The sequence below is a fragment of the Legionella santicrucis genome (assembly GCF_001468135.1).
Lineage (GTDB): Bacteria > Pseudomonadota > Gammaproteobacteria > Legionellales > Legionellaceae > Legionella > Legionella santicrucis.
Genome location: NZ_LNYU01000009.1, coordinates 30,377 through 52,784, shown reverse-complemented (window position 1 = coordinate 52,784; position 22,408 = coordinate 30,377). Strand labels below are relative to the sequence as shown.

Here is a 22,408-nt window from a genome sequence, read left to right as displayed (position 1 = left end):
TTCTTTATGAACTATTTATTTATCGATGCTTTTTAAATAACTTTTCCAATCTTTATCTGTATCTAAAATAAATTGTGCTGATTGGGTGAAAAAATCATTTAGATCTGAAATCCCAATCCAAGCACAATAATTATTAATTTTATCGAAAAGTTCTTTGTCAATTTCTAATTTAATTTTAGTTTGTTCAACTATTTTCTTTGGTGCTAATAGTGCCATAAAAATTCCTATACTTTTATTCAATTTATCGAAAGTATTTATCTTTGGTATCTGATGTAATCATCAGTTCTATAAGTTCCATATAAATTACCACCAATATCTAACCCACCAACCATTGGTAAACCAGACGCAGGATTATATTTTACAAAATCAATTGTTTTATTGTTAAGAAATTCTAGTTTAATTTCTGGATAATGTTCAAATATTTTTTCTTTGTACAACCAATTAATAACTCGGTTCAAAATGCTCATGGTTTTAATCTCATTATTAAGGCAATAATAATTATGAAAAATACAGCATAAATATAACAATAACATGTCACAACACGCAACATATTCTTAATGCGCTTTTTTTTATATAAAAAAATCTTTATCCAAATTAATTCAAATATATATTTAAATGACAAAAAGGAAGGATAAATTAGAAACAAACACACCTTTCGCATTAGAATGCATTCGTATAACTTATTGATTTATACAGGTTTATTTGTTTGGTGCAAGGTGTTAATTTTAAACTATCTTGCAAGTTCTTATAGTGGTCTGTTTGTTCTTATAATAAACCGTAAATAGGTTTTATTTTATACGATTATGTGCAGCAGAAATGCATCATTTTAATTATTTGTTATGCTGATCCATACTATGATATAGTCTTTATAAGGGTTTAATCTGCATACTTTGTGCATCAGGCAGTTCATCACAATTGCATACCTTAGAATTTGATATATGGAGATTTTTAATGCCAAGAGTTACTATAACCATCCCTAATGACCTACATGAAAAGCTGCTACATTACGCAGGAAACAATGATGATTCACTTTCTTATACCATTGTAAAAATGGCTGAAATTGGCATTATGGTTACTGAGAATCAACAAAAGAATACAAACCCTGAAGACAGATTTTCTGATATAGAAAAGCATTGCTTTAAGCTAATGATTCAGATGAATGCCTTACTTAAAAACTTAGCTAAGCGCCAACTAGATTATGGTGATGAAGAGTTTAAAAAGCTCTTGGATATATCGGTAATTAAATATCAAGAGCTAATGGGAACACTGCCTGAAGAGCTTTAAATATTAGCTAAATTCAATTATAAATCTAATGTAATTTGATTCCTTGATAGCTCGTTGTTTTTGATTTCCTTAATTTTAATTTGTGAATTTTCTTTTAATGATGAGCTACCAATCACAGATTTTGTATCCGCGATATCACGCATTATATTGGATAGTTCTCTTTCATTATGAAGTGTTTTTTCATTGTATCTTGTCACACAGGAATCGATTTTATTATCGATAATACCGTGATATATTTTAGAAAAATCTGTCATTGAACTCGTGCCTATCTCAAGTCCTAATTGTGCTTTTATCTCTGATAAACCATGGTTTTTATGCACGTCATTCCAATCTGTTTTTTCCATTCCGGCTAAAGAATTTGGTAAGCAAACTCGCGACTCAATGCCACGGTCTTTATAATATTGTTGTGCCTCATAGGTTATATTTAACGTTTTATTTTTTGATAAAGTATCATTATCGCCTGCAATAATTACTTCTTTAGGATTAAATTTTTTGATCAGTAAACTTAGGTTTTTTAGATTGGAAAGCCCTAGAGAAACTAATACTGTCGCTTTAGGATCTGCCATAGCAACTGATGCGCCCGTTTCTGGGCCTTCAACCAAATACAAGCGTCCAAATTTATCCCCTTTTTGAAGTATTGCCGCACTATTTTCAAGTTTACCTTGAGAGAGTTTTGCTGTTTCCAGGAATGTATTTTTCTTTCCGCTTTTAGAATCTAAATAGATTCGTTGAACACCAGTTATTTCATTTTTTTCATTGTATGCAGGGATTAGTAGAGCTGGAATTTTATTAACTCTATCATAGAGCTTTCCATCATCATCAATACCTTTCCATGCAGAACCTTTAGGCCAAAATAAAACATTTAATCGTTCAGGATGTTCAATTCTACGATGCTGTTTCAAGTAGCGTTCAGCCAACGTATTTTTTATTGAGATACCTCCTTTTACAATACTTCTTGCAGAAGTTATTTTATTTTTTTCTTCCTCAATTTCGTGATTTTTATGATTCGTTTTTTGTCTTTTTATTGGAGAAATTACCATAGACGTTGTGATTCCTGAAATAGCCGCTCCTTCTTTTAGAGCTTCTGGAAATGAACTATTTCGCTCTCGCATAATAGCCTGAATTGGGTTTCCTCCCTCTCCCGTTGAGAAGTCATACCAGCACCCTGACTTACTCCCTTTTAAGGAGATAATTAGACCTCCAGAATAACGCATCTCTCTTGAAGTAATCTTTTTTGGCTCGCCAAATATAGCGCGATAGGTTTCAATCGGGTTGCTAGTTAATGATTCGTTTACAGCATTCGCATCAAAGAATTTTCGGTTATCAACGCTTACATGTTGCTTTATATAGGCTGATTTTATTGGTTCTTTAGCAAAAGATGTATTGAGAAGCTCATGTTTATCTAGTAATAGCTTTTGCTTTTCAGTATACGAGTCTAATGACAGTTCTGTAGATTCAATAGCCTTACTATACAAAAGATTATTATTAAAAATTCGGTCACACTGAACTGTCAATTTACCCCAACTTTTATGCCAATTTTTGGCTTCCATACCGTTCATTTTTGAGATGCGGTTTTCTAATTGAATCAACAAATTTCCTTTCTTTTGTGCCATTTCTTGAATGGTTTTTACTCGAGCCTCATGCTGTTTTCCATGTGCTTCAATTTTTATTAGATCTAGATTTTCTTTTTCTAAATAGGCATGAGTGTTTGTATTTCTACAAATAGATGAAGCTAAAAAATCCCTTTTAGCGGTTAATTCTTGAGCTTGATGTATCTTCCAATGGCTAGATAATTCATTTCTTTCTTTATCTGAAAAGATTTTTTTCCATGCGATAGAAGCTTTCTTTCGAGTAGTTTTATACTCCACCACACTTAAATATTCTTTTTTCTGGGTATCATTTAATTCATTAAGATAAGCCTTTCGATTCTCTATTCGTATTAAAGCATTTAACTTCTTTGTATCAATTCCAAGCTCCTTGATAAAAGGATAATGCCCTTTTAGATCGTGTGCGATTAGATGAGCAACCACCTTTTTACGTTCAAAATGGGAATTATTTTTTAGTTCACTTACCGTTTGTCGTTTTGCATGACGTGACGCGTTGTTTGTGAGTGATTGTTTATCTATCTTAAAATAATTGAGAGTCTTATCCGTATCGTTTGTATTTTGTATGTTAAAAGCAATTTCACTTCGTAGCGTAGAAATTTCATTTTGCTTTTGTAAATGTTCTTCAGGAATTTCCTTTCCAGACTCCATATAATAGAGGCTACTGGAAAAGTGTACTGCAACTTCTCGACTCAGTTTTTTATAGTTTTTGATGCAATCAAAATAGTTTTTTTCTTTTTCGTTCAGTGTGTTTCGAAACTCGCGATCTTCATATTCTTTTGCCGCAATATTTATAGTTTTCCATAAGCTACTGAGCGAATCGGTGGTTTCATTACTCTGTTTTATTAGAAACGGATGTACTGCTTTTGACTGGCTTTTCAGTAAATATCCTATATGCTCCTTTTCTTTTGAGTTGGTTGTTGTAAAAAACGTATTAATGGCTAATGATACTTGATGGTTTTGGGCATGCTCACCTAAATTGACTAAACGTTTTAATGCCCGCTCCTCCCCTTTTTGGATTTGATACTGAGGCAAACCTAATCGATTCAAGGTTCCAACAGAATAATGGCTTAAATAGGGCTTATACTCTTCAATTGACTCATATATTTGATGCGCAAGCTCGTTTCTTTTTAATTTATGGTTGAATGCAATCGATTGTTGCAGAATAGACTTGTTCCCATTATGAACCGACTTATATGCGGTAAACGTTTGCTCACATGCTTTAATATACGATTTAACCAATAACAATTTTTTTTGTTCGGAATCAGAAAGAGTATTATATAGCTTTAACGTTTCCATTTTGAGCGCATCTTGGCGAATGGTTGATTCGGAGTACCCAAGTTGCTGCCGTGCTAAAAGCAGAGTCTTTTTATCGGATGTGATTTCTAAAGCCAGTTTAGCAGCAAGGGCTGATTTTTGTTGCTCTTTAGCTGAAGAGAAATGATGAATCAATTCTTTTTGAAGGAGAGCATAGTGTTCCTGCTCTAACTTTTTATCCATAATAGGCGTTATGGAAATGGATTGTTTATGTGCTTCAAATCGCTGTTGATGTTTCAAAACAGTATCGCTTTCTACTGCATTTAATGCCGTTTTCTCCTCATCGTCATTGAACTCCAATGCCTTAAGTAGACGCGTTTTATCATCCGTTATTAACATCATACTTGTGATCGCACGAGATATTTGCACATAATAATTTCTTAACGTTGCAGATGCTTTATTATATGATTCCATAAGCCCTATACCGTAGGTCTTATCCTTACCTTGAACTTTCATGTTCGTTAACACATATCCGTGATCCACATGCTTTAGCTCATCAGACAATAAATCAATTTCGCGCTCTGTATCGTCTTTTTCAAAGTGAAATAAAATTGAATGTTCACCTATAGATTTTACTTTTGCCAATGATGAATTTTCCATTCCGGCTTTTCTGTTGTTTCTCGTAATTAAAACCTTATCATTGATACATAGTGCTAATTCTCTTTGTTCGTAAAATTCCAATGGACGATTCAAGCCCGCCCGAGTCGGTTTATATTCTGGTAGGTCAGAAAGATGCAATAAAACAGTTTTATTCTCCTTAGTAATGAGGGGAACCGTTTTATTGAGCTTATTCTTTTCAGTAATAGTATCAACGATTAAATAATCTCCTGCTTTAATTTTGCTTCTTGGGATTCTTAAATTGAAACGCACCACATCTCCTTTTTGATAATATTGGAGATGGTGATGTTGAATTTCTTCCATTGGCTTTGCTTTTAACGTATTCAATAGAAACTCTTGGCCACTTAATACGCCTTCTTTTTTTAATTCCTCTCGAATTATTTGAGTAATTTCTTGACGATTTCGATGAGTGGGCGCAAATACTAAGGTTGATTCTCTTACAGCAGGAGACAGATTTAACCACTGGTATGCTATATATTCGATTCGCTCATCATGAGTGCCTAACTCGCGGACTTGATTGAGCTTTTGTAACGAATCATGCAGGTTTCTAGTAATTGCATCATGCACCGATTGTTTTGCCATCGGCGTGTTTTGACGAATAATATCCGTCATGCGCGTGGTTTGAATTCCATAATCCTGTGCTTGCCCAAATATACGCCCGCATTTCACACTGGATAACTGATCTGCATCTCCAACAAGCAGTAATCGCGCCCCTTTTTGTTCAATTAATTTAATCATTTCATGGCCTTGAATAGTCGAAAGCATTGATGCCTCGTCTAAAACATATATTGTTTTTTCTAATGAGTTGTTCTTAGCCTTTTGTAATTCTTGGTGAACTATAGGAAAGACATCGGAATGAATTTGTGCTTTTGACCGCAATTCATTCACTGCGGAGCTTGTCACGGCTACCCCGCGCAAGGTAAATCCTTTTTCTGTTGCCAATTCGGTAGTTAATTGCAATAAGGTGGTTTTTCCTGCTCCTGCATATCCTTGAATGGCGTTAAATCGATCCTCTGATAAAAACACATGCATCAGAGCGTTTTTTTGAGAGTTTGTTAAGGAAAAGGAAGATTGTGACTCATACATCTCTTGTTTTTTATTCACTGCATGCACGGTTGAAATAGGGGCTACTGTTCCTTTATTATTTTCAATACGTGCAAGTGTTTCTGTTTCTAAAGTTAATGCCCATGGGGTAGTAAAGTGTCGTTTATTACTTATCGAATCATGTGCTTCATATAGGTCTTGGTTTTTTATTGCTACATTGATCCTCTTTTCAATTGCATCAATTGGAACAATAGTTTTTCCTGTTAAAGTATGCCGCAATGCGATCTCTTTCAACGTTCGTTCATCAAAAACACTGGTTTGCTGGGAAATGGTTTCTATAGCAACAAAAAGAGCTTCTTTAGAAGCTAAAGCAATTAAATCCTCCTTTTCGAAAAACAAATTAAAAATTCGGTCCGTTAATGAATTAAAAAGACCTGGGGCTTGAGCTTCTTTCGTCTGTTCTTTGTGATTTTTCACAAATTCATGGGGATCAAACCCCAATTGATCGGCCCGTTTTTTCCAATCAGCACGCAATACGTTGATATCATGTTCTTCTTTTGATGGGCGAGATAGAAGGGTGGCTTTGCTTGCCATGCGTGCACCTTCCCATTCGTTCTCCTGCATAACATCTTCAATCTCTACACGCCGTGTAGAAAACTCGCGTAACACTTCTCTGGAGATTCCTTCGATTTCAAACATCCCTTTACCCACGTATTCTAATCGATAGTTGTTCTCTTTTAAGAGATTGCCTAATTCTGTGCGATAAACTAGCCCCCCAAAAGTGATATATTTTTGTAATTGCTCAACAACTCCTTGATATCCATGAATGTCAGAAGCTAATGAGCGAGCTTTACCATCTTCGGAAGTCAATGTGATATTCATTGTTACCCCATGAGTGTGCGTTGCGGGATCATTTGCACGTGATGACGGTTGCCTAAAAGCCGCTACTACAAGTTTTCCTGTATCAACATAATGAACTTTTCCATCAATAACGACCCGCGCCTGAGCAAATTCTTTTTCAATGAAACTTATAGCACGCTCTACGGCCAAATCATGAAGCTGCTCCAACTTCGGATCGGCTTGTAACCCAATTAAAATGGATACACTTTTGGGGGCTGAAAAAGTCATGTCAAACCCTGGGCGGTGTTCTCCTTTTTTATTTTGCAATATTTGACCATTAGGTAATTTACCCTCAAGCAGTTGAAGCATTTGTTCTTTTTCCACCACTCCAGACAAACCAAGATACTCGGCTCCTTTTCCAAGCCACCTTAACGCTTGTGCATCACCTGCATAATAATTGAATGCCGCTGCATAATAATCAGCAGCACCTTGAGCTGACTTTAAAGGTTGAACACTTAACATAAAAATTCCTTGTGTCGGTTTTAACTACGTACAAGCCATTCGTTAATCTGATTCATTAGATGGTAAATTTTTTGATTTAAACGATGTTCTGATTCAGCCTCATACGCATCGATACTTAAAAAATCTCCCAAATGCTTCATCAGAGAATGCGTTCTCTGCTTGCGCTCTAAATACTCCTCTTCAACAGAACCGTTAACTTCGAGTACTAAGGTTTTATCTCCCTTTTTTAGTAAAAAATCAGGAAGTACAAATTGGCGTTCATTAGAAGAATTTGGAGCGACCTCAATATCAAATAACGGTTTTACTATTTGAAAAGGAGATCCTTTCTTTATGGAGTCAAAGTACAGACGATATAAATGACGCATTACTTCACGCTCATAAAAACTATCGACAGGAAAATAAGACGTAGTGGAATAGCATGGAGTTACATAAGCTTTTACAGGTTGATAAAAACCAGGGGATTCGGCAGTTGACGCGATTAAAATCAACGCGAGGTAAGGAGCACTCCTGGCTGAAAATCGCCCTGAAGATTGATTCACTTGGTGAGCAATCGCTATTTTTTGAATTGTTTTATCGGGATAAACCACATCTAACGAATGTTCATCAAATGAAGTCACGTGTACGAATGATAAAAAGTGTTTTTCGCAATCTTTTGCAAAATTCGCATCCTCTTTAAGCATACATGCTCTAAATTTAATTCGTTTCGGATTTAGTTCCAAATAATCCGCTACAGAAACCCCATGAGTTAATTCCAAATATTTTGAGGCATTGACTAATGCTTGATGAGAGTTCACTTGGGTAGAAGATACAACACTATTGAGTCCAGAGGACTCTAACAAATGAAATAGAACTCGTGCTAGCTTAGTTTTACGCGTCCCGCTCCCTTTATTCTTATAGGTGGCTCCTTCTTTCTTTTTTAATAACCCTTCCGATTTCTTTCCCATAAGATTAAATGGTGAGTTTTTTTTAAGAAACGGTTTGGTGATCTGCGAAGAATCCGCTGAACTCTCACAAATTAATCTTTTAAAAATACAGGTATTCGTATGATCTGCACGCGAAGTAATACGATGCAAATAAAGATTACCCCCAGATGATTTATTAATACGAAAAACGGGTTTTCGGCCTATTCTAATGCAATCACATTGGATCCATAGATCACGCTCATGTATCATGCGACATAGCGCATGTAAGGCGTTTAATTGATTTTTTTCTTGCAGTTCATCCAGAACGAAAAACCCTGACAACAAGTTTTTTTCAAAATCACTTAATCCCTTTACGACTCGTATTTGATGTTCTTCAAAATGCTCTGGATATTTTTCGATTAATAAAAGCGCCATGTTCACTCCTCGTTACACTTCGAATTCAACTTCTCGCACTCCATTTTTAATCGCATGGAGAGAACTTGATGCTTCTGAATCTTGTGTTTCAGTGGCTCCAGATGGATCTTCTTGAGTTTGAGCAACACCAGGCACTACCCGTTGAATAAAACCTTCGGCCTCAGATGCTCGTTCTTGCAATTTAAGCCCTAACTGAGTTACTGGATAAGAGCCTGGTAGACGCAGATAACATTTCATGTCATCAAGCTCTTGAATTTGGGGGTAAGCTACTATTTGGCGTGATACACGTTGTCGTCCTAAAGAAACCCCATCACGTATGCTATTAGCCCCATACGAATAATTTTCACGTGATTCCTCAATATCCTCTTCACCTAACTCTGTTGCCGCTAATCGTGCCATATCGCTACTAGGGCTTCTGAAGAAAAACCGTGTATTTAATAAATCAAATATTGCTTTGGCACCTCCCGATTGGCCATAAATTTGGGTTAATTGAGAGTGACTTTGCATACCCAATAAGAAACAACCACCAAACTTTCGCACCTCCGCTATGGTTTCTCCTAAATGAGGTAATTTATGGAGCGTGGGTAATTCATCACAGATAAACCAAATTCTTCGGTTTCTATCAGGCTCTAAACTTAATAGTGTTAAAGAGGCTTGCGCCAACCACATGGACATTAACGGTTTCAGTGTGTTGTGTTGCTCTCCATTGGATGAAATAAATAGCCATCCGTTGTTATCTTGATTCAAGATATAATCTCTTATAGAAAAATGATTATCTTTTCCAGTTAACCCAGAAAGGGTTAATAATGATTTTAAGTACGTTGTTAAAACCGAGCGTATTGATATTGCAGTTTTTTCAATTTTCCCGCTGACTAAAGTGGCTGCTGCCGTTCCTTTTAGATAATCTTCTAAATGAGAGAACTCGCCCGTAACAGTGAGTTTCAGAAGTTTTTCAGGGCTGCGATCTGGATCAGAGCGCATCTTTGACGAACAACATGAAAAGACCGTTCGAGCCGCATTAACCCAAAAAGGATCGGATTCTCCCTGCATCGGGATAAGGCTTTGCGCCATATTCTCAAAATCAGAATCATTCGGAGCTTCTAGCCACATATCCCAATAGGGGCAACGTGCATCATAGGGGTTTAAAATGACATCGAGGTTTGGTCGATAATAATGAGGGATTAAAGTACATCCTTTATCATAAACAATGACTCGATCACCACGAGCACGCAATGCATCCAGAAATTTCATGATCAGTTGGGATTTTCCTGTTCCCACCGTTCCATGAATTAAATAATGTTGTACCTCAGAACCTTTAATCATAGGAAAACCGTCAATACGAATATCCGAATTGCATTTTTTAGCAACAATCTCCTTCTTTACTTCTTCAGAAGATTCAATTCGACTACCACGAATAAATTGATTATCTTTTTGTTCTTTTCCTCGTTTAATAAAGTAAAACACCACAAGCACACTTAAAAAAAAGGAAATAAATAGCGCTCTGATAAACGAATCGTAAATACTTTGCCTAAGTGATGCGGCAACATCACGAATATATGGATTCATTGCAATCGTTTTAACAGGCAATGGATAAACTTTCCCTTGCACGGATATGTTTAATTTGCTGGCCCCTCCTAGATCAGCCAAAAACCGTGCATAATAAAAAGTGCCCGTATTTCGAATTTTTTCAAGTGATGTTTCCTTCCACACACCGCCCACGGTAAATAAGCATACGAACGTTAAATACACACAAATTAATAATTTAGTTATCTGAACAAACATTCTCCAATCGTGTGACGTTGTTTGTCCTCCACGTGTAAATTGTTTACTTGTTTTATCTTGACTCATTTTCTTCTTCTTATTTTCTTAGGTTAAAGTAATCCCAGGCATCCTTATTATCGGAACCAAATAAATACATTTTGTTTTGGTTTTTACCTTTTTGGCGGTTCTACTATGGCGTGTTCATGGCTTTAATTACCTCATATAAAGTACCTAATCCGACTCGTGCTAGTTCAATTTGAAAGACGACTGAAGCAACAAATACTCCGAAAAGAAACCCTGGAACAAGAGTTAAAATCCGCTCACCGAGATGTGAAAAGTCTGGCGTAAAAAAGAAAAAACTATAACCACAAGACCATAAAATGGTGATGGACATGAACAAGGTAAAACAGATTTTCAATCGATTTTTTAATAAGGCAGAAAGAGTTAACAAAGGAAACACTGTTTTTTTAATGACAATATACTCTGCTATTTGGGGCAGTACTATTAATGAGACTACCAAATACATTCCCCCCATGATTAACAAATCTGCTCCATAAAAACTTAATGACAACGTCTCCTTATAAGCGATAATCGTAAGAAACCAGGGGCATCCAACCATAAAAAGAAATCCCAATAAGACAATGCCACTTAATTCATAATACACATTTGAACCAGGAAGAATCTCCATTTGAGCGGTCTTTAATGTTTGAATATCCTGATTTAATGCCTGACGATAGTCTAATTTATTCATAGTTATTCCCCTTTAATAATGCTTTTCGCATGAGATTTTTCTCGTCCTTTTTGCAGCTCATTCCCTACTTTCTGCTCGTATACTTTGGTTTTAAACGCCAACTCGTTTTCTGCGTTTCCTGTTGCATGCTGCAATCCCGTCATGGATGTGTTTACTCTGTTTTGTAAACCATGTGCTGAGGACTCACTAAAGGATACTGCGTTATTTTCTGCCTCACTGGTTAATTGATTTTTGTTGCCCAAAAAACGCGCGCGCAACTCTTTCTCACGAGCTTCAATGGAGTGGCTATCCGAACCATAACGTTTGTCAGGGTTAATTTGATGATGAGTATTTCCATAAGTATCAATAATTTTATTTTTTATGCCTTCATCGCTAATAAATTGATTGGCAAGATCGGATAACATCGCATTAGCCCCTGGATCACCTGGATGACCGTAAAGATAATTTCTTTGATCCTGTCCCACCTTCGAGGTAACGTACTCTTGGAACATTTGATCCAGGTTTTGATTAATTGCAGCACCACCTGTCTGGGTAACACTTTGAGCGCGTGAAATGCGCTCAGCCCGAGAATAATTAGCATCCAAACTCGATGAGATATGCTCTGCCTGACGAAAATCAGCCGCAGCTTGATTGATAAGGCTCGCTCCTTTGGAGTCTGAAGTATCCAAATGATGGGTTTTGGAAAAGTTCTGCATCATGCTGTAATCGTGCCTAAAATCTTGCATTTGCCGTGAATCCAATACCTTATCAAATCCGTCATAAGACCGATTTGAGGTTGAATCTGACTTCTCATAACCAGCACGAGCATACACATTGCCATCAGCTCCCCATAGTAAACCAGCAGCTTTTCCTAAAATGGAACGTTCTGAATTAACGCCAATCTGCCCTTGTATTCCAGCATTAACTAAGCCTGTCAGAGCCTGCTCTTTGGTCATTCCAGTTTTTTCAGCCACAGTACTAGCTAAACCTAAAACATTAGAAACGGCCTGTTGCATTTGTGCCGTCTCACTTTCAGATACGCCTTCGCCCAAACGTAGATCATGGCTATTCATTTGAGAAAATTGACTTAACTGGTTAAATCCATCGGAAACTAAAGAGTTCATTTGTTTTGATTTAGACGCAATGGCTTGTGAATTAACTTCAGCCGCATTACTTAACATGCCATTAATGGCATTACTGCTACTAATTGATGTAGTTCCTTTCGATACAGTTCCTGATGCATCGATGACTTCCGTCCCATCCGTATTTCTGGTGAGGGTCGCTCCAGAATCAAGCATGCGCGTTGTATTGCCCGCCATTGACGTGAAGTTCGTGTCATGTTTATTGGCTGAAAGCGTATTGCCTGTCGCATTATAAAAGCTCGTTTGCCCCAGACTAAAACTCGCGCTTGCAGCCTCACTTGCGGCAGAAGAAGTAGCCCCTTGTAAACCTGAAATAAATGAGTGAGATAGCGAATTAAATGAATCACCAATACGAGTAAGTATTCCATACGCAAGCCAGGGTATCGGGAACATCATAAAGCCTGCAAGTGCAGAGACTTGAGCATGCAGACGCTCCATGTCATCTAAGTTAGCAAACGTCATCGCACCGTAGTTTTCTGAAACCGAACTTCCATAATAAGCCATCACGAAATTTAAGATCGCAAAACACAATGGCCAAAGCTGTAACGATAGAAATAAAACAGCGTAGCTTTTTAAGGACTCAAGCCCACTAAAAGCAATGACAAACAGCAATATCAGTGGAAATAAGGCCATACATAAAAACATAATGACACTATGAAGCAGGGGTAAAATCCATGCTGCATTTTGCCCACCAATAATCCAAGAGTATATTTGTTGTAATTGAGACTTGGTGAATTCGTGATTCATCACACTCGCAGAAGAATTCAGATAAGACTGGTAGTTTTTAACCCCATCCTGAATAAAATTAATCATCATCGATTGAAGGAATAAATTACTCCCTGTCGTTTGAATGTCTTGATAATAATTAAATGCACTTTGTAAATGCGTGGAAAATAATTGCTCGTAAGGGGTGTTTTTGGGTTTACCAAATAGATTGATCCCAAAAATGGTATACGCTCTTTTGATTTCCTTTTGTAACCGCTCCTTTAATTTGGGGATTGCTTGAGCGCACGTTAAATTATCACCAGTGCCTTCTTCATTGGTTACAATGGTTCTTCGTATTTTCGATGGATTTTTTGAAATGGCTTCCCAAATATTAGTACTTTCTTTAAGCTCTGTTGGCGATAAAATATGGCTTACATACACATCACCAACGACACAGCGTTTAAAGTACATGGATAAATCCGATTTAAGAACCGGATCAGTCACCTTAAAATTCCGTGATTCTTGAATCAACTTAGAACCAAATAAGAACCCTGTTTGAGTATATTGCACACTTTGAGGTGCATTATTTAATGTAGCAAATAAGCTATCAAAGATTTGTGCCATTCCATAACCAAACCCTGTTAGTCCTTCGGCAAAGACCGCAAACACTAATGGAACATTGGACACAGGATAATTGCTTTGATTCGATACATCATGAACCACCACATCGGTTTTGGGGAGAATCGCGATTTGAAACACTAAAAAATAAGTGATAAACCATTTCACCATGGTCATTGGATTAAACGATTTAAAGGAACGTACTACCGCTACAAAAAAACCAAATGCAACCGAAAATGAGACAAGGCTCATGTAATTTGAGGCATTCATCCACGCAGCAATCACATTAAATAACTGAAAAAATAAATCGCCGCAATCTAAGACATAAACTGTTATTGCCATGTTTTCTCCTTAACCCAATTCATCAGCAACACGAGCTGCAACCTGTTGCTCAATATTTTGTATGTTTTTAATTAACGTAAACTTTTGCTGAAGCTTACGACCAATTTCAGGATTAAGACGACTTACTTCAGTTCGTGCCTTCGATACACGTTTCGTAACCTCTTTAATTAAATCCTCATTAAACTCACTAGTAGCAGTAACTTGATTCACTTCTTGAAGTAGCTCATTGAAATATTGCTGTAATATATCCTCAGCAATTAATGTGGAAATTTCAGACAAATCGACAATCGAATCCCCGTATTCTGTGCTCAATAACACTTCCGTAAATTTCACTACGGGAATATGTACCATGGAGGCAAAAGCCCCTATTTCTTTAATGTCTTTATCTGAGGGGCTTTGTTGTTTTAATGCGTCTTTAATCTTGCGAATCAACTCATTTACTTTGTATCTCAGCGTATTTTCTTCTTTAAACGCAACCTCTGTTAGCGAGACGTTCATACATGATTTTTTATCAGTGGCGTCACAAGACCAGATTTTGGCTATTTCTGATCCACCACCTTCACGGCCAATTAGTGCTTTAACCAAATTTTTACTGTTTGCTAATGAGGGAACGTCTTTAATATGCCCATTCTTATCGATGATAATGGTTCCTGTGAGGCTCATCATCATTTCACACAATTCATCATCTGATGAGAGAAATGATTTGGACTTTAACAACGACCACACAATATTTTTGTTATAGACTACTTGTTCTTTTCGTTTTGTATCTTTGCTGGCTGCATCCATAGCTTGATCATGTTTTTCACCTGAACATCCCATCCGTGCTTGAACATAATCAGAAAAAAAGCCTTCTTTACCCATAGTTCCTTGGTCTTTACAAATTTTATCTTGTGACGCTTGAGTTTTAGGCCAAATACCGCCCAGTGCATTTTCAGCTAACTGACATGAATTAATACTGCTTTGATTCAAAAACTGCTCTGCTTGCTGCAATATGTCTTTTACATGTTTTGGATCGGGAATCGTAGTTGCCATAGCCAGTTCATATGCATATGCCGTTCCATTACTCATAATGGATTTTGATAATGCTTGCATGTTGTCCTTACTCAAAAAGCTCATGCTTCCCATGTATAAATCGATCCCACCACAACCTGCACGATAACTGGGCAAATCAAGATGAACCAATTGAAAATCGCGTACCGGATTACGAGCAAAGAAAGACCCACCTGCATACGAACCTGCTGCTTGTGAATAATAAGCCCCCGGACTTGTTGCATTCGTCATATACCCAATGCCATTAAAAAATTTGTTTAAATCGCTGCTAATTCCAGCATGAAGCGTCATGGAACTTGCCAAAAGCATCAGGGATGCAATCCTTGTTTTCATTAATGGCTCCTCTCATAATCTACAACCCGATTTTTGAGCAGATTAATTCGCTCGGATAGTTCGGAATAAGTCATCTCACCGAATGAAACGGGATAAAGCGTGTGCTTTTTGATGTTGGCAAGAAATAACGCGGGATAAACAACGGGTTTCCCCTGGTAAGCTAAATCAATCATTTCCTGAGTAGCAAATTGGGCCTTGGGAAATTCGGGCAACGTTTGGCCATTCAAGGTTATTGGTTCAATCGATAAGTGATTGATTTGTGCATACTGCTTCACTACAGGAGCAAAAGAGACACAATGCGGGCATTGATTTGAAAAAAATAAAACGAGAATGTATGTGTCAACTTTTTTGATTTCTGGAGTTTTCTCAATCTCTTGTATGGATTTTCTCTCATCATAATGCACTGTCTCCAAGCTTTTCAATGCGGAACCAGGTAGGGCCAGGGCAATCACCGGAATACTAAAAAAAAGCAGAAATAGGCTCCATCTTTTCATTACAGCTCTCCTTTTGCAAAATCGGTTGCTACAAGTAAAAATTGGCGTGCTAACGTATCTTGAGTCACTAATCCATAAGAAACAGGTTGTGTTGTGCCTGTATTGGGGTTAACTAAAATTAGAGCCGGAAAAAAACGAATGTTTAACTTTTTAGACTGGCCTGAATCGTTACGTGAATTAGGAAATACGGGATCAACAACGCCATCAACACTGATTGGAATAACGGTCATCCCATAATTTTTTGCAAAATAATCAATAATTGGGCTTTGCTTTTGATCATAAGGATTCGCACCTCGATAGAAGTAAAATAGCCCGTGTGTTTTTGCAAGTGCTGTAATAGCCAGGGTTTCCTTTTGCGTTTGAAGCGCATCAGAAATCTTAACGCCAATAGCATTCGTAGGATGGCTGGTTTCGTAATGATATTGAGGGTAATAAAGCATGGTTTTTTCGAATAACCGAGAGGTTTGCGTGGCTCGCTCAGTCCAGTAATGCTGCAATGCCAAATAGTTTTTCATATTGGACACCGTTTGTAGGTTCATCGCCTTATGCCATGCCTCTTTGGTGTAATAAGCCAAAACCGCATCTTGTTGGCGATAGGTTAACGATTTAAAGGAAACACCCTGGATTTGTTTTTTCTTAATGGGGAATTCCTTTTTTGGTACGTTATACCAAAGATACCCAATAGGCTGTTCAGAAAAAGAATTTTGTGCAAAAAAAAGTCCGATTAGGAGCATTACGATTCTAACCATGATGTCGCCCCTCTCGTTCCATTTGCTCTACTTTTTGTTTTGTCTTTGAGTCTATACCGCCAGAGTCTTTCGGAGTTCCTCGTGCTTTATACTCTTCCGTCAAACTTCGAAGGTCTAGCTTTTGAAAATCGATTCGTTGCAACTCCTTAGGAGTAATTCCACGGCAATTCGCTTCGTTATAATCTTTTTTAGCTTTTCCAAAATTAATATGAAGTTGTCCGTATCGGCCTTGAATTTGAATGATGCTCGATAACTTTGTTGGAAACATGCACCACGACTCTTTGTACCCAAGACAAAAAATCACTTTCTTCACACAATAAGTACCTACATAAAAAGCTCGATGTTCCTTCTTTGCTATGGCAAGTGCTTTTTCAGTTTTACTACACCGCATTAAATGTGCTTTGTTATTACAACAACTGCCTATGGGCTTAACAACAGTACGACATTGTGCGTTTAGACCTGAAAATATTCCAAGTCTCTTTTTTTTACTATTTTTGATTGAGCGAACTTCATCTGATACACCTCCCAAAGCCCCTAGCTGAGTAACCCCCTCACTAAAATCATCGCCTGGTTCATCCGATAAAGGCAAACAGGTTCCATCATGGCAAGGGATTTGTTTCGAGCCAACTTCAACATCTGCCCCCTCAATCGCCTGTCCTGTTTGATTCATTTCATCGGAGTTCAGATCAAGGGAAACATGATCTCCAGTTTGTTCATTAGCAATAATCTGTTGTGCTACTTCATCGGTAGTTGCTTTTGCTCTACCTGCGGCCTCAATAGAATGGGGATCTATGCCCGACTCTGCGGGATGCTCCGTGTATTGATTGACATAGTCATTGGGATTGATTTGCCCTAAAGTGGCCATTGCATTCGCTTGAGCATTTAATGCATCATTTCGTCCATCTAAATAATCATTGGCATGAGCCGTTGAAACCATCATTAATCCGAGAATGAGCCCATTGATCATGAATGCTCCTTCACTACATCCCCGTGACGAGAAAATTCATCCTGGGCGTGGTCATAAGTAATATTTCCAAAAACCACATCAAAAGAGCGCTTTCCCTCCACAACCCACGCAGGAACTTGATTAATTTTAAAACGCTCAAACGCGGTAGGATCAATTTGTATTGATGCATTCGGAATTTTCTTAGCCAGTTCAAAAAGCTTGATTGCCGTTTCACGCATCGAATCTTGATACAGCCCATTTAATACTACAGGCACGTGGTGATTTGCAGCATCATGAATGGCTTCTTCCAATAATTGTTGGGGCATGGAAAAACTGATGAACAGATGCGCTTGAGATGACGCATATCCAAATTGACACCATGCAACTAAAATAATCATTATTAATCGGCGCATATTTTCCCTCATAAAAAAGTACAATTTCGTTTACGCCACATTAAAAATCCGAACTGGTGGGGCTTATTGGGTTTTATTTTCCCTGCTTCCCAGGCCAGTGTTGGATACCCATAGGGATAACAGTGCTTTCCATCCTGGACTTGATTCACAAGCTCATAGCGATAACGTGATTTTGGAAGAACTGGATAATGATGTGCCTGACATACACTCCCATTTATTGGCGTTGAATCTTCAATCAAATGCTCTTGATGTAACTTAAAATTCATACGCTCTGCTAAAAGTAATGCGGATTGAATCGGAGAAACAGGCGCACTGACATGGCCGTTTAACGGATACATACTGCCTTGACTTCCAGCACACCAATACAACTTATCTTTAGGTTGTTTTAATGTAGCGACTGAAATGCTGTCCGCGGCACAAGAAGCTTGAGCAATTGGATTTGAAAAGAGTATGGCTTCAGGATTTAATACAAAGCTCATTCGTGAATTACGCCAGGTTGGATCGAGTTCCGACATGTAGGCCACATCAAAATCGCCCATCTCATGGCATCCTGCGGATAAAATAAGATTAAGCCAGGCAATTACTGGGTATTTATACCAATGAACATGATAAAACGCATGAGCGCTTCCTAGAGGCTCAGGCATCACCCCACCCTTGCCCTGTTTGATGCCCAAATTTAACTTATGACCACCTAAATTAACCAAGCAATAAGGCGTATCGGTTACATCTACGATTGAAAAGGGTTCCCAAAATCCGATGTTTAATCCCACACGAGCACCGCAAATACCAATAGGGTTCGAAGGATTTTCCGTGTCTTGTAAGTCTTTGTTTCGAACAATAGCGGAATTTCCGATCGTAATTGGAAAAAGGCATTTCCAGCATAAATTGATCGGGTTGACAAAATTGCCCGTACACGGACTGCCAAAGGACAAGGAGCAAAAGGATATAACCACTATAAAAAGTCTAAAGCGCATGTCCATTCTCCCCGATTACCAGCTCCTCTATCTTTAACGAGTCATTAATACGAGTTACTAAAGCAGGCACATGATTGATTTTTAGCTTTGCTGTAATTCGAGCCTCTTGATCAAAATAAATCGGTTGATTCGTTTGTTGTTCCGCCTCAGCAACATTGCCACCCGTTAAAATCACATCAACCTCTGGATGTTTCTGAATGATTCTTTGAGCAAATCGTTGCTGTGCTGGATCATCAAAGTTTATAAACAACCATACAGGGCTATAGGAAGGCAGTTGAGATAACGCATTAACACGTGTTCCTTTGGATACAATCACCTCGCCTTTATCGTTCAGAATGTCCTTATAAGCAATTGCCTCGGGCAAGTAGTAATGGGTTTCATTCTGCTTCGCTCGCATCAAATTGAGTGGGCTGGGTCTTAGAACGCGAGAGGACACCTTATCTTTCCAACGCCTCTCCAAGTCCTCCCACTGACCATCTTTTTGCATCATCTGTACCCGCTCACTAATCAAAACAAGAAGGCTTTTTTCTTTAACAGGAAAGGTGTGTCCTAGTACGCCTAGGGATTTAGCACTACAGGTACAGCACAGAGACATTGAAATAACCGCACCGAAGAGCCTTTTCATGGTTGGCCTCTCATTTTTTCAGCAACACGCACCGCAATGTATTCCGTAATGTCATTACTTGATCCCATAGTGTGTTCTTTTTTAAGAACAATACTGTGATGAGCGTGCGTGTATTCTTCCAATGCAACCTTGAGCGACTGGGCAAATTTTTTAGAAAGAGCTTGGGTTTGCTCTTCCTTTAAATTTTTTTGGCTCACCTGCGTTACAAACTGCTTCATGATCAATTTATTGTCAAAAGTAACCACCGAGGGTTTTAAACCAGTCCAATACCCAATTCCTGCAAGAACACATACATTTAAAGCAAGCACCAACAGAATCACTGCTCGATGATTTAAGCCTCGCATAATTCATCTCCGTAATAATGTTCTGCCACTTTATATACGGCTTGTTGCAACGATAGGCCTTGCTCTTGTAATGTTTCAATTGCCGCAAATTCTTCTGCTTTTGAGGAAAATAAAACGCGGGTAAACGGATCTGCGAAGAAACGGTGAAAAGTCGTTGCGGTGCCATATTGGATCATTAGGTTGGAAAAACCTTGTTGTGCTGCTTCGCCAAATGATTTAATTAGCCGTTCATCACGCTCTGAAAACATTTCAGGATTATTCGTTAAGAACTGCTCAATATTTCGTTGTCGCATAATGAACTTAATGTCACTCGATGAAGCTACTGCCTTTCCTTGAATTGATCCCATCATGTCTTCAAGTTGTTGAAAGTTAACCCCAAACCCTCCGTTATATTTCCGAGCCGTTCTAAATCCTTGCTCAATAAAACGCGCGGCAACGGGATTGGAACCTTGCGCCAAAAATCGCCATGCTTCATCGATAATGCAGAGCTTTCTTAGCATTCTGTCTGAATGATAAAATTGCCCTTGAATAATGATAATCATCACAAACATGATGATTGCGAGTAGCTCTGGATTTTGCTCAAACTCACCCATTTCCAATACCACGAACTGAGGATTGGCGATAAATGGGGTATCGCTATTAAACATATGACCGTATACGCCATCCCGAGCAAATTTTTTCAAATGAATAATTAAATCCGTTAATCGGGTATCTTGAGCTGAGGATGAAGCATCATTCATTAATTGCAGCTCATGCAAGACATCATCCATGCAGGTTTTTGATCCGTAATTTTTCCAACAGGAAAGGACGACATCCAATAAATAATCATTTTGAATACTTGACAGTGGGGCATGGGGGCTCGCCATAATCGCCAATAAATCTCGAATTTGAGTGTGGTTATTCATAACCTGACCATCAATATCGACTTCCCCATCAAAGTCGAATAAGGTAAATGGATTAAGCGTGATATTCGATGCATTAATGTACGTTCCGCCAGACATTTCACATAAATGCTTGTATGAGTCACCCAAATCAATAACGAATATTTTTTCCCCTTGTGCCAGGCCATTTAAAATCCGCCACTGTGTAAAATGTGACTTTCCCGAGCCGGAAGAACCCACAGTTACAAAATTATAATTACTGATGGGTAAGTTTTTATCATCAAAGGTATCGACATAAGCTAGCTGGTGGCGATAGGTTGGCAATAACATCCCTTTAGGAGAACCTTTAAAATCTGCAATTAAAGGCATCATATTGGCACATGCGTAATGATTTAATCTTTTGGTATGATTGATAAGCTCCAGGCTTTCAAACATCCCTTCCGTCAAGATAAAGGGCAAACTCCCCAAGAAGCGGAACCAAGAACCCATCTCTTTTCGATTTAATTCAAAACCAAATTCACGATAGCTGTTGATGGCTTGAGTCACATGAGTTCGCTCATTCGCTTCATTGGTGAACAGTACAACATTATAAAACGTTGGGTTTAATACCAGGTTTCCTTTGCTCATTTGATCGTAACAGTATTTCCACTCCTTTAGCTCATCCTCTAAATTGGGATTGAGCATTCGTTGTACTTTGTTATTCCCTTTTTCTAAAGACTCAAATTTTGATTTACTCTCATCCTTCATCTGCTCTGCATCTACAGAACGCACGGTAAAGCTAATTAAAAAGGGACATTGAATTCCTTTATCCGTTTTAAATATGTTGGCAAACAAGTCTGGCTGTGACCAAAGACTAAATTTCTTAGCCCATTTTTCAATCATCAAACTAACCACGCGTGTCTTCTGCAACACACCATCACTGTCCATCACATTAATATCAATCGAGTCATCACCAACTACAACTGATGTATTTGGAGGTATAATACCTTTAGACAAAGAAGATTCAGAATGGTCATCACATTCAGGCCACTCCAATTCATTCAAATTCGGTGAGGTTAGAACGTGAATTAATTTTTTAAAATCAACGCCCGAAATCCGCGCATGATGATAGCTCATCACAGACAGTTCAGATTCAAAATCAAGACGTGTATCACACAAATCTTGATAACCTTCTTTTGTATTCTTTGTGGACACAAAGAGATAACATTGATAATCAGTTAATTGGGCGGGAATATTGCGTTTATTTTTATATCCTGATTTGAGCGCATTTGCATGATAACGTAGGCTCATCTCAGCAATGGATGCATAAATTCCTCCTTGCTCAATCATCGGCTTAAACCCACGGAATAACTCTTCTGCAACATAATGATGCTTATAAAGCATCACGGTCATATCAAAACCTTTTGGCAAACGATGTTTTATTAATTCTGCGTGTGCCTTAATCAAGGCAATATCTGCTCCTGAACCTGGAGCAATATAAAGCCCGAATCCGATGCTTTTTCTATTGATAAAAATCTCATCTTGAGTGACGGATTCATAGGGAAGCACGTGCTGAAATGCCGCGGCACTGAGTGGAAACGTTTCGTTAGCCTCTTTTATCGTACTTAAGGAGTCTGGGCTATAAACATCCTCTCCCATCCATTTTGCAATCTTATAAGACCAATTTCGGCTCTTATCACGAAGTGTGGTAATCATAGTCACATCCTACTTTGTGTTTTTTTAAACCTGTGAATTG

General features: G+C 38.1%; 17 protein-coding genes. 1 reads left to right on the top strand and 16 read right to left on the bottom strand.

Going from position 1 to position 22,408, the window contains the following annotated elements:
* Positions 1-15 precede the first annotated feature (15 nt).
* Positions 16-216 carry a hypothetical protein gene (locus Lsan_RS02155; RefSeq protein ID WP_058512903.1) on the bottom strand — a complete coding sequence of 67 codons (201 nt, stop codon included), beginning with the start codon at positions 214-216 and terminating at the stop codon, positions 16-18.
* Between the two features lie 38 nt (positions 217-254).
* Positions 255-467 carry a hypothetical protein gene (locus Lsan_RS02150; RefSeq protein ID WP_058512902.1) on the bottom strand — a complete coding sequence of 71 codons (213 nt, stop codon included), beginning with the start codon at positions 465-467 and terminating at the stop codon, positions 255-257.
* Between the two features lie 484 nt (positions 468-951).
* Between Lsan_RS02150 and Lsan_RS02145 the strand changes: the two genes are divergently transcribed.
* The gene (locus Lsan_RS02145; RefSeq protein ID WP_058512901.1) at positions 952-1,284 is read left to right on the top strand and encodes a hypothetical protein; all 333 of its coding nucleotides are present in this window, start codon (positions 952-954) and stop codon (positions 1,282-1,284) included.
* Between the two features lie 17 nt (positions 1,285-1,301).
* On the opposite strand, the gene mobF is transcribed toward Lsan_RS02145, so the two are convergent.
* From mobF to traC, 14 genes are all read right to left on the bottom strand, one after another.
* Positions 1,302-7,229 carry a MobF family relaxase gene (mobF, locus tag Lsan_RS02140; RefSeq protein ID WP_058512900.1) on the bottom strand — a complete coding sequence of 1,976 codons (5,928 nt, stop codon included), beginning with the start codon at positions 7,227-7,229 and terminating at the stop codon, positions 1,302-1,304.
* A gap of 20 nt (positions 7,230-7,249) precedes the next feature.
* The gene (locus Lsan_RS02135; protein WP_058512899.1) at positions 7,250-8,566 is read right to left on the bottom strand and encodes a hypothetical protein; all 1,317 of its coding nucleotides are present in this window, start codon (positions 8,564-8,566) and stop codon (positions 7,250-7,252) included.
* 12 nt (positions 8,567-8,578) lie between these two features.
* Positions 8,579-10,414, bottom strand: coding sequence for a type IV conjugative transfer system coupling protein TraD (gene traD, locus Lsan_RS02130; protein ID WP_058512898.1), 1,836 nt, complete (start codon positions 10,412-10,414; stop codon positions 8,579-8,581).
* A gap of 103 nt (positions 10,415-10,517) precedes the next feature.
* Positions 10,518-11,078: a hypothetical protein gene (locus tag Lsan_RS02125; RefSeq protein ID WP_058512897.1), complete on the bottom strand. Its 561-nt coding sequence runs from the start codon at positions 11,076-11,078 to the stop codon at positions 10,518-10,520.
* Positions 11,079-11,080: 2 nt separating this feature from the next.
* Positions 11,081-13,864 carry a conjugal transfer mating-pair stabilization protein TraG gene (traG, locus tag Lsan_RS02120; RefSeq protein ID WP_058512896.1) on the bottom strand — a complete coding sequence of 928 codons (2,784 nt, stop codon included), beginning with the start codon at positions 13,862-13,864 and terminating at the stop codon, positions 11,081-11,083.
* Positions 13,865-13,873: 9 nt separating this feature from the next.
* Entirely contained in the window at positions 13,874-15,247 is a 1,374-nt protein-coding gene (locus Lsan_RS02115) for a conjugal transfer protein TraH (RefSeq protein ID WP_058512895.1), read from the bottom strand.
* The gene (gene traF / locus Lsan_RS02110; protein WP_058512894.1) at positions 15,247-15,741 is read right to left on the bottom strand and encodes a conjugal transfer protein TraF; all 495 of its coding nucleotides are present in this window, start codon (positions 15,739-15,741) and stop codon (positions 15,247-15,249) included. The genes Lsan_RS02115 and traF (Lsan_RS02110) overlap by 1 nt, the downstream gene beginning before the upstream one ends.
* Positions 15,741-16,490, bottom strand: coding sequence for a type-F conjugative transfer system pilin assembly protein TraF (gene traF, locus Lsan_RS02105; protein ID WP_058512893.1), 750 nt, complete (start codon positions 16,488-16,490; stop codon positions 15,741-15,743). The genes traF (Lsan_RS02110) and traF (Lsan_RS02105) overlap by 1 nt, the downstream gene beginning before the upstream one ends.
* On the bottom strand, positions 16,483-17,457 hold the full coding sequence (traN, locus tag Lsan_RS02100; protein ID WP_058512892.1) for a conjugal transfer protein TraN: 975 nt from the start codon (positions 17,455-17,457) through the stop codon (positions 16,483-16,485). Before traN ends, traF (Lsan_RS02105) begins: the two co-directional genes overlap by 8 nt.
* Complete coding sequence (trbC, locus tag Lsan_RS02095) at positions 17,454-17,849, bottom strand: type-F conjugative transfer system pilin assembly protein TrbC (protein WP_058512891.1); 396 nt, start codon at positions 17,847-17,849, stop codon at positions 17,454-17,456. The genes traN and trbC overlap by 4 nt, the downstream gene beginning before the upstream one ends.
* 8 nt (positions 17,850-17,857) lie before the next feature.
* Positions 17,858-18,823 (bottom strand): conjugal transfer pilus assembly protein TraU, encoded by a 966-nt coding sequence (gene traU, locus Lsan_RS02090; RefSeq protein ID WP_058512890.1) that lies wholly within the window; start codon positions 18,821-18,823, stop codon positions 17,858-17,860.
* A complete protein-coding gene (traW, locus tag Lsan_RS02085) occupies positions 18,813-19,448 on the bottom strand; it encodes a type-F conjugative transfer system protein TraW (RefSeq protein ID WP_058512889.1) in 636 nt (211 codons plus the stop codon). The genes traU and traW overlap by 11 nt, the downstream gene beginning before the upstream one ends.
* Positions 19,445-19,792, bottom strand: a complete 348-nt coding sequence (locus Lsan_RS02080) for a TrbI F-type domain-containing protein (RefSeq protein ID WP_058512888.1) — start codon at positions 19,790-19,792, stop codon at positions 19,445-19,447. Before Lsan_RS02080 ends, traW begins: the two co-directional genes overlap by 4 nt.
* Positions 19,780-22,368 carry a type IV secretion system protein TraC gene (traC, locus tag Lsan_RS02075; protein WP_058512887.1) on the bottom strand — a complete coding sequence of 863 codons (2,589 nt, stop codon included), beginning with the start codon at positions 22,366-22,368 and terminating at the stop codon, positions 19,780-19,782. Before traC ends, Lsan_RS02080 begins: the two co-directional genes overlap by 13 nt.
* Positions 22,369-22,408: the final 40 nt, after the last annotated feature.